This is a genomic window from Lentibacillus sp. JNUCC-1, from assembly GCF_009741735.1.
Classification (GTDB): Bacteria; Bacillota; Bacilli; order Bacillales; family Amphibacillaceae; genus Lentibacillus_B.
The window spans coordinates 283755-297439 of the sequence record NZ_WHOH01000001.1; the positions used below are offsets into that span (position 1 = coordinate 283755).

At 41.3% G+C, this 13685-nt stretch carries 14 protein-coding genes; 6 read left to right on the top strand and 8 right to left on the bottom strand.

What is annotated here, in order from left to right; all coding sequences use genetic code 11:
• Positions 1–97 precede the first annotated feature (97 nt).
• Positions 98–1267, top strand: a complete 1170-nt coding sequence (locus JNUCC1_RS01420; RefSeq protein ID WP_156643675.1) for an FtsW/RodA/SpoVE family cell cycle protein — start codon at positions 98–100, stop codon at positions 1265–1267.
• Positions 1268–1888: 621 nt separating this feature from the next.
• Positions 1889–2629, top strand: coding sequence for a bis(5'-nucleosyl)-tetraphosphatase PrpE (gene prpE / locus JNUCC1_RS01425; protein ID WP_156643676.1), 741 nt, complete (start codon positions 1889–1891; stop codon positions 2627–2629).
• On the opposite strand, the gene JNUCC1_RS01430 is transcribed toward prpE, so the two are convergent.
• Genes JNUCC1_RS01430 through JNUCC1_RS01440 form a run of 3 tightly spaced genes read right to left on the bottom strand, consistent with a single transcriptional unit; the run spans position 2619 to position 4994 of the window.
• Complete coding sequence (locus JNUCC1_RS01430; RefSeq protein ID WP_331713553.1) at positions 2619–3509, bottom strand: RluA family pseudouridine synthase; 891 nt, start codon at positions 3507–3509, stop codon at positions 2619–2621. The two genes, prpE and JNUCC1_RS01430, sit on opposite strands and share 11 nt — an antisense overlap.
• A gap of 12 nt (positions 3510–3521) precedes the next feature.
• Positions 3522–4337 carry an NAD kinase gene (locus tag JNUCC1_RS01435; RefSeq protein WP_156643677.1) on the bottom strand — a complete coding sequence of 272 codons (816 nt, stop codon included), beginning with the start codon at positions 4335–4337 and terminating at the stop codon, positions 3522–3524.
• 48 nt (positions 4338–4385) lie between these two features.
• Positions 4386–4994: a GTP pyrophosphokinase gene (locus JNUCC1_RS01440; RefSeq protein ID WP_156643678.1), complete on the bottom strand. Its 609-nt coding sequence runs from the start codon at positions 4992–4994 to the stop codon at positions 4386–4388.
• 172 nt (positions 4995–5166) lie between these two features.
• Here JNUCC1_RS01440 and JNUCC1_RS01445 point away from each other — a divergent pair, with 172 nt between their 5' ends.
• From JNUCC1_RS01445 to JNUCC1_RS01460, 4 genes are all read left to right on the top strand, one after another.
• Complete coding sequence (locus JNUCC1_RS01445) at positions 5167–5739, top strand: CYTH domain-containing protein (protein ID WP_156643679.1); 573 nt, start codon at positions 5167–5169, stop codon at positions 5737–5739.
• Positions 5740–5825: 86 nt separating this feature from the next.
• Positions 5826–6206: a globin domain-containing protein gene (locus JNUCC1_RS01450; RefSeq protein ID WP_156643680.1), complete on the top strand. Its 381-nt coding sequence runs from the start codon at positions 5826–5828 to the stop codon at positions 6204–6206.
• A 17-nt stretch (positions 6207–6223) separates the two neighbouring features.
• Positions 6224–7132, top strand: coding sequence for a ClpXP adapter SpxH family protein (locus JNUCC1_RS01455; RefSeq protein WP_331713554.1), 909 nt, complete (start codon positions 6224–6226; stop codon positions 7130–7132).
• A 454-nt stretch (positions 7133–7586) separates the two neighbouring features.
• Positions 7587–7766 carry a hypothetical protein gene (locus JNUCC1_RS01460; RefSeq protein WP_156643681.1) on the top strand — a complete coding sequence of 60 codons (180 nt, stop codon included), beginning with the start codon at positions 7587–7589 and terminating at the stop codon, positions 7764–7766.
• Positions 7767–7810: 44 nt separating this feature from the next.
• Here the strand turns inward: JNUCC1_RS01460 and pepF are convergent, their stop codons facing one another.
• The 5 genes from pepF to JNUCC1_RS01485 all read right to left on the bottom strand — a co-directional run bounded on the left by pepF (position 7811) and on the right by JNUCC1_RS01485 (position 13591).
• On the bottom strand, positions 7811–9628 hold the full coding sequence (gene pepF / locus JNUCC1_RS01465) for an oligoendopeptidase F (RefSeq protein WP_156643682.1): 1818 nt from the start codon (positions 9626–9628) through the stop codon (positions 7811–7813).
• Between the two features lie 69 nt (positions 9629–9697).
• Positions 9698–10876: a competence protein CoiA gene (locus tag JNUCC1_RS01470; protein ID WP_156643683.1), complete on the bottom strand. Its 1179-nt coding sequence runs from the start codon at positions 10874–10876 to the stop codon at positions 9698–9700.
• Between the two features lie 427 nt (positions 10877–11303).
• Positions 11304–11987 (bottom strand): adaptor protein MecA, encoded by a 684-nt coding sequence (gene mecA, locus JNUCC1_RS01475; RefSeq protein ID WP_156643684.1) that lies wholly within the window; start codon positions 11985–11987, stop codon positions 11304–11306.
• Between the two features lie 328 nt (positions 11988–12315).
• Positions 12316–12711 (bottom strand): transcriptional regulator SpxA, encoded by a 396-nt coding sequence (gene spxA / locus JNUCC1_RS01480; protein ID WP_156643685.1) that lies wholly within the window; start codon positions 12709–12711, stop codon positions 12316–12318.
• 286 nt (positions 12712–12997) lie between these two features.
• Positions 12998–13591: a GNAT family N-acetyltransferase gene (locus JNUCC1_RS01485; protein WP_156643686.1), complete on the bottom strand. Its 594-nt coding sequence runs from the start codon at positions 13589–13591 to the stop codon at positions 12998–13000.
• Positions 13592–13685: the final 94 nt, after the last annotated feature.

Sequence of the window (13685 nt, forward strand, 5' to 3'; positions counted from 1 at the left end):
CATTTTATAGAATAAAGTTTCATGTTTCCAATACAATACTGTCGACTTATGTTAAAATACGTCTAGACTTACAAAAACAGAAAGCAAGGTTAAAACCATGAAGAACCAACAGACAAATATAGATTATACATTGATTTTGATCATTATTCTACTCTTTACAGCGAGCATCTTTGCTTTGCATACAATAGACCCTTATTTACCGGCCAAGTACGATAACCAGAATTTCCTGCTCAAACAAACACAGTGGTATATTATTGGGGGGATACTGATATTCCTCATTATGCTGATTGATTACGACCGTTTGAGACAAGTTGCGTGGGTCCTTTACGGAGTGGGCATCACAACACTTCTCATGCTGTTCTTCCGATTTCCAGCAAGCATTGTGCATGAAGCAAATAATGCGGTTAGCTGGTTTATGCTTCCTGGAATTGGTTCAGTCCAGCCGGGGGAATTATTTAAAATTGCACATGTGCTCATCATCGCACATCTTATCTTCGGCCATAACATGAAATATGTCAATCGTACGAATAAAACGGATTTGTGGCTCTTCACAAAAATCATGCTGGTTGCATTGCCGCCCATGGCTTTAATCGCAGTCCAGCCCGATCTCGGCGGTGCGCTTGTGCTCGCAAGTATAACCGGAGCCATGTTGCTTGTCTCTGGTATTAGGTGGCGGGTAATACTGACTATTTTCGCAGCGGCCTTTCTTGTAGCAGGCCTTGCAATTGCCGTATGGTTCTATGTACCGGGGCCTTTATCGGAATTTCTGGAAGAAACTGTTTTTAATCATATCCAAAGCCGTTTTTATGGATGGATCTATCCAGAACAATATCCTGATTCAGGGTATCAGCTGGTGCTTGCAATGCTTGCGATTGGCTCTGGAAAGCTTTTTGGCAAAGGCGTCAGCACTATGGAAGTGTATGTCCCCGAGAAGCATACCGATATGATTTTCACAGCCATTGCTGAGCAATTCGGATTTATTGGGGCAAGTGTGGTCCTGATTCTCTTCTTCCTGCTCATTTACCGCATGATCCACATTGCGATCATGAGCAATGAACAATTCGGCAGTTTTCTTGTCACAGGTTTTATTGGCATGTTCGTGTACCAGATATTCCAAAATATCGGCATGTCTATCCAACTTCTGCCCATCACCGGATTACCGCTGCCCTTTCTAAGCTATGGTGGAAGCTCAACACTGACCTACTTAATTGCAATCGGCATTGTACTAAACGTACATTCCCGGACAAAAACATATATGTTCGAATAAAACTACCTATATTAAACAAAATAATAATATAAAGAAAACCCTTCTCAAAAGACGGTTACATTTGCAGTTAAAACTTTAATGAACAATTGACACAAACTGCGAACCAAAGAAAACTTGGAATGACTGCTTCTTGCAACCAACCACCACTATGAGAGAATCGTGATTTGCGCTGCGAGAAGTCGCTTTCCGCGGGCACGGCCTCAGCCTCCTCGCTCGCAAAAACCGCTCGCTGTGGGGTCTTCGGACTCGTGCTGTTCCCGCAGGAGTCGACTTCCCTCCGCTCAAATCACTTTATTTAATTCAGAGGCTTGGACGGTTCTACTCACATAAGAGTTAGGGAATAACCTCTCATACCAAGCTCGGGGGAAACTCGGAGACTCCTGCGGGATGCAAAGCCTCGATGAGACCCCGGAGGTCGGCAGACCGAGGAGGCTCAGCAGCGCCCGCGGAAAGCGCAGTGTTTCCCCCGAGCGGCTGCGTGAGGCAGTCATAAGCCAGTTCGCAGTTTACTTATACTGTGCTTTTATAAATATAAAAACATCCTATGCGAAACTGGTCTATAATAAAAATAAACAAAGCAGGCGGGGTGACCGTCTGCTTTGTTTATAGGGAGGTGTTTGTATGAAGATAGATGTTATTGGGGATGTTCATGGGTGTGTCGGTGAGTTAAAAGATTTGTTTGCGAAACTTGGCTACGTTGAAAATGGTGGTGCCTTTATCCATCCTGAAGGGCGGATACCTGTTTTTCTTGGAGACCTCACTGACCGTGGCCCTGACTCAGTTGCGATAATCAAACTGGTTTCACAAATGGTTCTTGAAAAAAAGACAGCCAAATATGTGCCTGGCAACCATTGCAACAAATTATACCGGTACTTCCGCGGCAATCCTGTCCAACAAAAACACGGTCTTGAAACAACAGTGGCAGAATATATGGGCTTAAGTGAAGAAGAACAAAAACAAGTCCAAAATGCGTTTATGACGTTGTATGAAAACGCACCTCTGTATCTTGTGTTAAAAGACGCAAACGCCATCATCGCTCACGCTGGAATCAAATCATCATTGATTGGTGAGTATGGTAAAAAAGCTGAATCCTTCGTTCTTTACGGAGACGTCTCGGGCAAGACCCATCCCGACGGACGGCCAATCCGGGGAGATTGGGCTCAAACCTATACCGGGAGTATGTGGGTTGTATATGGACACACACCTGTACTGAAGCCCCGCATCGTTCACAAAACCATCAACATTGACACTGGTTGTGTGTTTGGCGGTGCATTAACGGCTTTCCGTCTACCAGAGGAAACGACTGTCTCTGTTCCATCAAAACAGCCTTTTCAAAAAGAAAAATTCAGCTTTACAGAATGATCTTTTTACCAAACACAGTCCGCATATCCTCCGGCAAAGGAGCATCGTAATTGTGCTTCTCTTGTGTTACGGGATGAATGAATTCCAAATGATAACAATGCAGCGCATGGCGATGAATCTTACCGGTATGCCCGCCGTATAAGGTATCTCCTGCAAGTGAAAACCCTGCGTGGGCAAAATGCACCCTGATCTGATGAGTCCGCCCCGTTTCCAGTCTCACATCAACAAGTGCATGACTTTTATCAGCATATAACAAGTTATAAAACGTTCTTGCATATTTGCCGTCTGGCCGCACCGTTCGCTCAATTATAGATCCGTCTTTACGACCAATGGGCGCACAAAATACACCGGCTTCCTCCTCTGGTTCTCCTTCGACAATGGCATAGTATCTTCGGGTAATCAAAGCGCTTTTTTGCTGAAATGACAATGCCATGTGTGCAAAGCGATTTTTAGCAACTAGGACTAGACCTGAAGTATCCTTATCAAGCCTTGTCACAATATGGATAGCAGAATGAAGGTTAATTTCATCATAATAACCAGAAAGCGCATTGGTGAGTGTACCTTCAGGATCATTCAAAGATGGCATGACAGCCATCTTTGCTTGTTTGTTGATAACCATTACATCATTGTCTTCGTACACGATATCAAGCGGTATATGCTCGCTCTTAATTCGCGGACTCCGTCTTTCTACCGGAAAAGAAATCTCCAATACATCTCCAGTAGAGAGCCTGCAATTGAAACGGCAAACAACTCCATTGACTGAAAATGGAGCTTCTGTTTGTTTGAGTGCACGGAAGAGTCTTCTGGAAAAGCCGTGAACATGACGCAAATAATCATGAATTGTGATGCCATCATGCTCTTTTTCAACTGTAAATATCACGGCACTGTCCCCTTATTCAGGTATTGTTGTATCGTCCTCGGCAACAAATGAATCACGAACTCTGTTCCAGAACGGGAACGGGCGAAATCTTGCAAACCGAACTTTCTCTTTTGCCACGCGGCATTGAATGGACTTTACATTTGTATACGTTTCTGTGTAATGATCTACTGTAATCAAGAAACTCCGGTCAACAATTGGCTTCAATAGACATGTATGATGCTTGGGGAGAATAAGGGGTGAACCAATAGTACGAAACACCCTGTTATTGATAGAAGCCATTTCTGTTAATTGTATTGCCTCGAGAGATGGGTGAATGATGCCTCCACCAAGTGCTTTGTTGTATGCTGTGCTCCCTGATGGTGTTGATATACACAGTCCATCCCCTCGAAATGTCTCAAAGTGCTCTCCTTTAATTTCCACATCAAATACAACCGATCCATCAGCTGTCTTAATGGCTGCCTCATTAAGAGCAAGCATTCTGTCTTCGCTCCCCCCTGATTTAGACCGGATAATTACTTCCAGCAGTGGATATTCGACAACTTGAAACGGGGTCTTAGCGATCTCAATCACTAATTTCTCAAGTTCTTCCGGAACCCAGTCTGCATAAAAACCAAGATGCCCAGTATGTACACCAATAAAAGCTGTGGATTTCAAACAATGGATATAACGATGGAATGCTTCAAGAAATGTCCCATCCCCTCCAACGGATATGACCAAATCCGGCTGCTCAGTATCATAAACAAGTTCAAAATCAATTAAGTGCTGCTTTAAGGTGGATGTAATCTGGTCTGATCGTTCATCCCCTTTTGACACAATGGCAAACTTCAACGATGCTCTCTCCTTTTCTGAAACATTTAGTATGACGAATAGCGCTGGTTACTTCCTGTGAAAAATACGTTGAGCTTCTTGTACTTCATTTCTGATTTTAGACATCTCTTCATCTAATTTAAAAGCAGCTTCTGCAGCGCGCTGCAACCTCGTCTTGATTTCTTTTGGAATGCTGCCTTTGTATTTATAATTCAGTGAATGCTCATTGGTTGCCCAGAAGTTCATAGCGAGTGTACGAATTTGGATTTCTGCAAGCACTTTTTTCTCTCCATGAATTGTTCCGACAGGATATTCAATAATCATATGGAATGATCTATAACCACTATCCTTCTTCTCCACTATATAATCTTTCTCTTCTATAATCTCAAGGTCATGACGTGCACGCAACATATCCACCACTGTATAAATATCATCGACAAACTGACAAACTACCCTTACGCCAGCAATATCCTGGATATCCTGCTCAATTCTATTCAACGGAACGCGTCTGCTCTCTGCTTTTTCCATAATGCTTTGGACCGGTTTAACTCTTCCCGTAATAAACTCTATCGGCGAATGCCTCGATTCGTATTCAAATTGGGCACGCATGCCTTTTAATTTAACTTTTAATTCTTCAACAACCTGTGTATAAGGAGCTAAAAGAGCTTCCCAGTTCATTTATGCCACCACCTGGTTTTTGTTCAAATCAACTGTATTTATTCTAACATATAACACTGCCTAACTTGAGTGAGAAACAAATATAAGGGTTTTGTTTTGCATAATATACGTGCATTAGGCATAATCATTTGTAATTAAAATTATAATGATGGCATGGTAGGTGGAATAAGAGATGACACAGGAAGTTGAAATAGAATTAAAGAATTTACTCACACAATCTGAAATGGAATCATTGCATAAGAAACTTAAATTTCCCGAAAAGCCTTTTGTGCAATCGAATTATTATTTTGAAACACCGGATTTTACGTTAAGGGAGCAAGGTGCTGCCCTCAGAATTCGCAAAAAAAATAACACATATACGCTCACATTGAAAGAACGCCATCCTAAAGGTTTGCTTGAAACACATGACGCGCTTACTAAAGAAGAAGCTGTCAGTTGGCTAAGCGGCGCCCCCGTCAAAAAAGTCAATACAGGTAAGCAACTTCAATCACTTGGCATCATTGAAGAAAACCTTAAATTATTCGGTGAACTGACAACAAAGCGCTGGGAAATAACACACTCTGGTGCTCTGGTTGTGTTAGACCATAGCCTTTATAACGGGCAAGAAGATTTTGAACTGGAAGTTGAAGGATCATCTCAAGAGCAAGTAAAAGAGGTGTTTCGTCATGTTCTTGAATATGAAAACATCCCACACCGAACAACTCCCAACAAAATCGCACGGTTGTTTAGCGCTCTTGAACAATAAACGACATTCAGATTAGTTGCCCGTTTAAATCCCCGTTGATAGAATATATATATCATTAATCATTTGATAAAGGAAGCGAACCAACCATGACAACTTATGGCACAATCTATGAAGCGATTGGCGGGGCTGACACAATTGATCGTCTCGTGACCGCATTTTACAAACGCGTTGGGAAACATCCATTATTGACACCGATTTTCCCGGATGACCTGACCGAAACTGCGCGCAAGCAGCGATTGTTTTTGACACAGTTCTTTGGAGGGCCACGTTTATATACTGAGGAAAGAGGCCATCCAATGATGCGCAGACGCCATCTCCCCTTTCCAATCACACCTGTCCGTCGCGATGCCTGGCTTGCATGTATGGATGCTGCTCTCAACGAAGCAGAAATTCAAGAGCCGTATCGTACCGCTATTTTTGACAAGCTAACCATGACCGCCAACCATATGATGAATACACCTGATTAGCAGAAAGGAGAATCGATGTGAATTCGTATCATGACGAGCTTAGAAGCTTTGATTATGCCAACACATCGTCATCAACTACATACAGTTATGTAGATGTCGTAAAGAAGCCGTTGGAATTGTATGTATTTGTCGATCCCCTTTGTGTAGAATGCTGGGCTTTGGAACCCTATTTGAAAAAGTTGAGTATTGAATATGGTCGCTTCTTTACAGTTCGTCCCATTGTAAGCGGACAGTTAAACGCTCTTAACCATAAACCTTTTGATCAACCACGAAATATAAAAGAAATTTGGGAAAAAACAGCCAGCAGAACTGGCATGAGCTGTGATGCTGATTTGTGGAAAGATAACCCCCATATGTCTCCATGGCGGCCTTCGCTTGCAATTAAAGCAGCTGAACTCCAAGGTAAAAAAGCAGGCAGGGTTTTTCTAAGAAAAGTTCAGGAGAGCGCCTTTCTAAGAAAGAAAAACATTTCTGATGAAAAAGTCTTAATGGACTGCGCTTATGAAGCCAAACTTGATATTGAAGAATTTAAAAAAGATTTGTACTCTGAAACGGCAAACAAAGCCCTTCACAGTGATTTAAATCTCACACGTGAAATGGAAGTAGATTATGTCCCAACACTCGTTTTCTTTAATCAGACAGCTGAACAGCCAGGCATTAAAGTGTCAGGTTTATACCCCTATGAGATCTATGTGCGCGTATTATATCAAATCCTTGAAAATACCCATATCATTCCAACCTCAAAACCGCCTCTTGAAGTCTTCCTGTCGTTTTATAATGTCGTTGCTTCTAAAGAGGTTGCAGTTGTTTATGATTGGACCCAGGCAAAAGCTGAACGCGAACTGAAAAAACTGCAAATCAGACAAAAGGCCACTAAACATGCAACACGCCACGGTCTGTTCTGGGAATATAGGACAAACCGCTAGTTTTAAAACCCCTTCAGGCAATCTGGAGGGGTTTTTACAGTAAAAACGGAAACACGTTTCCCCCGAAAATCATAGGCACGACCGTCTAGTGACGGTTTTTGCCACGATGCGTTATTGCTTATGACTCGAGGGGGCAGGAGTTGGAGCTGGCCGTGCCCATTGGCTATGTTTATTAACAGCTGAGATATTTTATAATTTCCTAAGCAATAAAAAATGCGAGCATACACGCGTATGCTCGCTCATACCTTGTTTTATAAAAAACAAAGGGGGGTGGGAGATTTCACACAGCAAACAAAGGGGTTTATTGTTTGGGATTGATCTCACTTATTATAATATCTGATTGGGCTTCACGAATCAACAGTTTGTGCTATAGTTCACAAAGATGTCATACTTCTACCACTCAACTTATACTCATAGGCTATTATAAGAGGAAAATTTTAAGGAGGTCAGTGCCATGCAAGAACTGTATCCGGTCATCTTCTTCTTACTGACGGTTGTGGCGTTCGTTCTTAATATATTTGGACTGATGCAGCTGATCCCGCTTTATATTACACTCCCACTGTTATTCATAGCCATATATGCCACAATTTTTACCTTTGCTCACCGAAAAACATACAGGGGAAAAATGCGTTAAAAACACCCATCCATGAAATGTTTTTCATGGATGGGTGTTTTATTTTACTGATCAAGAAGCATATTCTCCATCTCTGTGAGTTTTTCTTCAAAGACATCAAGTGCCGCAAGTATCGGTTGCTTTGATGTCATGTCGACACCGGCTTTTTTCAGCACTTCAATAGGATCTTCACTGCTGCCTGCTTTCAGGAAGTCATTGATATAACGATCAACAGCGCCTTCTTTGCCATCAAGGATACCTGCTGCAAGTGCAGTAGCGGCTGAGTAGCCTGTGGCATACTGGTACACATAGTAGTTCATATAGAAATGCGGAATCCGGGCCCATTCCAGCGCAATAGCTTCATCTGACACAACATCTTCGCCGAAATATTTTTGATTCAGATCATAGTAGATCTCACTTAGTTTGTCGGCTGTAAGTGCTGTGCCATTCTGCTGTTGTTTATGAATTTCATGTTCGAATTCAGCAAACATTGTCTGCCGGAATACTGTACCGCGAAAACCTTCCAGAAAATTATTCAAAATATATAGCTTCTGCTGTTTATCTTCAAGATGATTCAGCATGTATTCATTCAGCAGCGCTTCGTTTGTAGTAGATGCTACTTCGGCTACAAAAATTGAATAGTTTCCATACCGGTACGGCTGTGCTTCTCTTGTGTAATAACTATGCACGGAATGGCCCAATTCGTGGGCAAGGGTAAACATGTCGTTAACCGAATCACGCCAGTTCATTAAGATATACGGATTTGTTCCATAAGATCCAGAAGAATAAGCCCCACTCCGTTTGCCTTTATTCTCTTCTACATCAATCCAACGGTTTTCATAGCCTTCTTTTAAAATATTGACGTATTCCTTACCAAGCGGAGCAAGACCTTCTAACACATATTGCTGGGCTTTCTCATAATTGATCTTCATATCTGTATCCTGGATGAGCGGTGTATACATATCATACATATGTAATTGATCCACACCGAGGACTTTCTTACGCAGGTCAGCATATCTGTGCAATAAAGGCAGACGTTCGTTCACTGCTTCAACCAAGTTGTCATATACCTGCTCGGGAATATTATTGTTGTGCAGCGCTGCCTGACGTGCAGAATCAAAATGACGCACATGGGCATTGAAATTACTTGATTTAACCTGTCCAGCCAGAGTAGACGCAAATGTATGCTTAAATTGATCATAAGTGTTGTACATTGCTTCAAATGCACCTTTACGTACATCACGCTTGGCTGACTCCATAAACCCAAGATAACGTCCGTGTGTGAGTTCCACATCGTCTCCGTTATCATCTTTTATTACTGGGAACGTCAAGTCTGCATTATTCAGCATGCTGAATGTTTGAGATGTGCTGGACATTGGTTCTGCGGCTTGAGCAAGAAGGGCTTCTTCCTTCTGACTTAACACATGCGGCCGACTGCGATTGATTTCATCCAATGTATGCTGATACATCTTAAGTCCATCATTTTCTGCTACGAACTGCTGTAACTTAGCCTCTTCCATTTCCAGGATTTCCGGTGTAATAAAACTCATGGCACTTGAGGCCAAAGTTAGTAAGCTTTCAGCCTGTGCATTTAAAGATTGATAAAATCCATTTGTCGTATCCTGGTCGTAACGCATATGGGAATACGCGAATAATTTACCCAAACGTTCAGATAATTCATCTTGTAATTTAAACACTTTAAGCAGTGTATCTGCTGACTCTCCTAATTTCCCTTGGAATTCGGCAAACTTTGGGAATTCCTCTTTAAGTGCTTTAAACTCTTCTTCCCATGCTTCATCTGTTGAAAAAATCTTTTCAAGGTCCCATGTTAATTCAACAGGAATGTCTTCCCGTTTAGGCAATTCTTTTGTCGTATCCGCCATTCAATCTCCTCCTTCTTTACTTAAAGCAATAAATGTCCGTCTTTTCTAGTATAACTGAAAAGTGCTGATTCATGCTTCTATTGTGCTCAACTTTTTGGAAAGTTCTTCTAACATGATTTGATCCATGGCTATCGCGGCTTCAATATGATTGGGAACTGGAATCAATTGATGTTTTATAAATACATTGGGTGCTACTTCCTTCATAATTCCAAGTAAGACAAGCCAGGACAAGTAACAATAGACAGGGTGATAAGTTTTGAAACTGTGAAGCGAGGGTGAACAATGGCTCTTCACATGATCGATGCAGCATTCAAGTGTTATGGGTCGCCCTAAAGTCAAGGGAATCAGGAGATCTATACAAAGACGACTTTGCCAGTTCCACAAGGGGGTTTTCATGAGGTGTTGTGTGGGGACCGGTAAGTGAACAATCGCAGGCAAGTGTTCCCGGTGACTGCCTTTCTCATACAACCATTGGTGCCAGACAAGGTTGGTACCATACTGGCGTTTAAGCGGGGCCGCTCTAAAGCGTCTTTTTTCTTCTTTCCACAATCTGAGTAAAGTCATCGAATCAAATTGCTCAGAGCCAAACAGCTCATTAAACATGAGATCCCCAACCCTACAAATTGTGATTCTTCCAAGGGCGCGCTTCGAATCAGTTTCATAAATATCTTTCACAATGGCTATTTCGGATGTTTCAGGATGGAAGAAGAACAATGTTTGAGGAAATCCAGGTGAAAATATGTGGATAAATTGTTTTATAAAGAGGTTGAGACGAAAGCGATAACGGTGCAGTCGTTTAAAGTGGTTGGCACCCAGAATCCAAATTGGGGTGATGCCCAATTGTGCGTATCCGCGATTTCTTTTATGAATTTCATTTGCTGAAATACGGGCACATTGATATTCAATAGCAATTTTCTTGTGACCGATTTCTAAATACAAATCCGGCCGTTGTTGAATGTCAGGCAGCCACGTTTCAAGTGTAACAGTGCTGGGGAATTGTTGCAGGAGCCAGCGGTATAATAACAACTTGCCACGCTCATGATACACACCCTCTCCTTTATCAATATCGGGGCAAGTGTCAGCGATGTGATGAGCAAAGTGCGCAATTACCTTATGCCCTGCGCGTAAAACCACAGACTGTTTACAAAGCGGACAGACATGTGCTTGTCCACGCAGATTTTCCAGCTCCTGACGCGTCATCAAAGCAGGGGTCACCAATTCATCATATTCATTTTTAGCTTGAAGCATTATATACAAACACCTCCATACCCTACTATACGACACCAACTAATAAAATCCTGCAAAAAATAATATTTTAACAAACATACTTTACATAAGCTGCGAACTAAACCTAATTAGGTATTTTATGAATGCTCCTGGCAACCGCTCGGGGAAAACACTCTGAGTCCAGTAGGTGCTGATGAGCCTCGGAACCACAGGGCGTGGGCCATGAAGAAGTGGCGATTGACGTCGCGATTTTAGCCTTCCTTCTCCGATGTCGGCCTCCGGGGTCTCACCGGAGCTTTGCATCCCACAGGACTCCCCGTGTTTCTCCCGAACTAATCGTGAGGCTGGTTCTCCGACCATTATGTAAATTGACCCGTCTAAGTCAATGAATTAAATAGAGTGATTAGTTTGGAGACAAAAAAAGACACCTGCTTTCGCAAGTGTCAATTTATATTTGAGCTGGGAAGTGTTGTCTGATTTGAGCGAATGTGTTGTTGTCGAATATCACTTTTCCGTATTCTTCAAGAATGTGTACCGTAGTTTGGGTGTCTTCGGAGAATTCAAACATCATGCTCATAATATCTTCTTGTACATCGTCATCCATTACTTCCTCATCGAAACCTATATATAAATAGTAATGGTCGTTGTAATGGTACAGCGTGTTATCAACGTTATTCAGATCTTCAGGCATATAGTGGCTTAATTGAATCACATCTTCAAAGTTACGGAATTTCATAATAAGAGATAAATGATCCTCTTCATCTTCTTCAGAGTCATCCTTTTCTTCACTTCCGTACTTATCATCCAGCAGATCCTCGATTTTATCATCAACATCCAGATCAATCGTCTTGCCATTTTCACCAGGAAGTTCAAGCTGTTCCCCATTTTTCGAAACCTGAGCCTTTGTCACGATGATTTCGAGGCCTTTTTCCATTGCCTGGACTTGGATCCATAATGGTCCATCAACATTGAAGTCTTCTTCATAATTAACTTCATCCATCATTTGCCAAAACAGCTGCTCACTGCGTTCACGATTATACCAAATCTCTTCACGCTCAAAACCGCGGTCTTCTATATCAACGTAAGATATATAAAATTTTACTGTATTCTCATTGATGCGTTCTATTTCCATTCATCTTCTCCCCTTCATTAATGAATTGGCTCCTGCTCACCACTACCTAAAAACATTTTCGGTACGGTTCATCTATAAGTGCCGCTTCGGTAAAAGGGCTTTTCCCCATCCGACTGTTTGCATGCCTATTTATCTTCTTATTTACATTGTATGATACCACATGTCATTTTGAAAATTAAAATGCCCATATTTGATGAGTTAATATCTTATTTTAACCGATTCTTATGCGTTTGTCACGAGTAAAAATCCGATTCACAAGAAAAACGCAGATTAAGAAATTTCAACCTGCGTTTTTATGGTATATTGAGGTACTAGGTGCGTGTCGTGATTAATTGACCATGCGCTGTGCTTCGCGCAATTGAAAAGTTCGGACTTCCCTTGGCAGGAAGCGCCTGATTTCATCTTCATTGTAACCAACTTGAAGGCGTTTTTCATCAAGAATAATCGGGCGTCTAAGCAATCCGGGATTTTTTTGAATCAGATCAAACAAATCCTTCAATGGCAATTGATCAATGTTGATATCAAGCTTCTGAAACACCTTCGATCTTGTGGAGATAATTTCATCTGTTCCATCTTCAGTCATTCTTAGAATTTCCTTAATCTCATCCATCGTTAGAGATTCTGAAAAGATGTTCCGTTCTGTGAACGGGATGTTGTGTTCTTCCAACCAAGATTTTGCTTTTCGGCAAGATGTGCAGCTTGGCGAGGTATATAGTGTGACCATTCTAAATCTCACTCCTCAATCTGAAATATACTTGCTTTAAACCTATAGATTTCTTATTTAAGAATAAGTTTAATTTATCCACTATGTAAATTATACTACATTTGTCAAGCAAAAGGTAGGCTTATTCCAAAAAAGACAAATTTAAAAAGTGTTGTTCACATTTTGTTCTTATTTTATATACTTAACTTTCCCTATTAGAAAGCGTTTAAACCTTTTTTTGAAAAAAATTTTGATTTTCTTAACAGAAGAGAGCGTGCCGGCCATGATTAAAGCCGGCACGCTTTTCTTAAGCCTTCTCCGGTTCTTCCAAATGATCAAAAATATCATTAGTATCTCTTTCTTGATCAAATACAAGAACCTCATGAACAGGTTGATACGATTCGCCGTACAACTCTTCATCCTTATACGTATGGATGTCTTCATACATTTTTTTCATCTGTTCATAAATGACATTTTCCGATTCGTCATTTGGTGACCAGAATAGGATTTCCATTGGTGTTTCTTCTTTCGTTGCCAGGGACCGGCGATTATAACCAATAGATTGTGCATGTGAAAATCCTTCCCGTTTGTAAAAATGAAGGCGCTTGGCAGTATCTGTATCTTCATAATCCACAGGCTCAACTTCCAGGATGATTGGCTTATTTTTCATCTTGAGCTTTTCTATAAGTTGATGGCCAATTCCCTGCCCGCGTGATTTGGTTGAAACCCATACATAATCTATAAAAATAAACGTTTCAAACTCCGCATACATCATCACATGATAAGGACCTTCATCTTTATAGTAGACATCGCCTTTTTCTTCAAGAAGCATTTCCATATGTTCCTGTGATTTCATTTCTTCAATCGGGAAATATTGATTCAGCTTTTCATACCAATCCATTAAAGTAAACGTCTCCTTCACAAATTAATCATCATTAAGTATACATCAATTGTTGTTGATTGTTAAACGGCTTTTTTCTGAAAATAGCCGGATA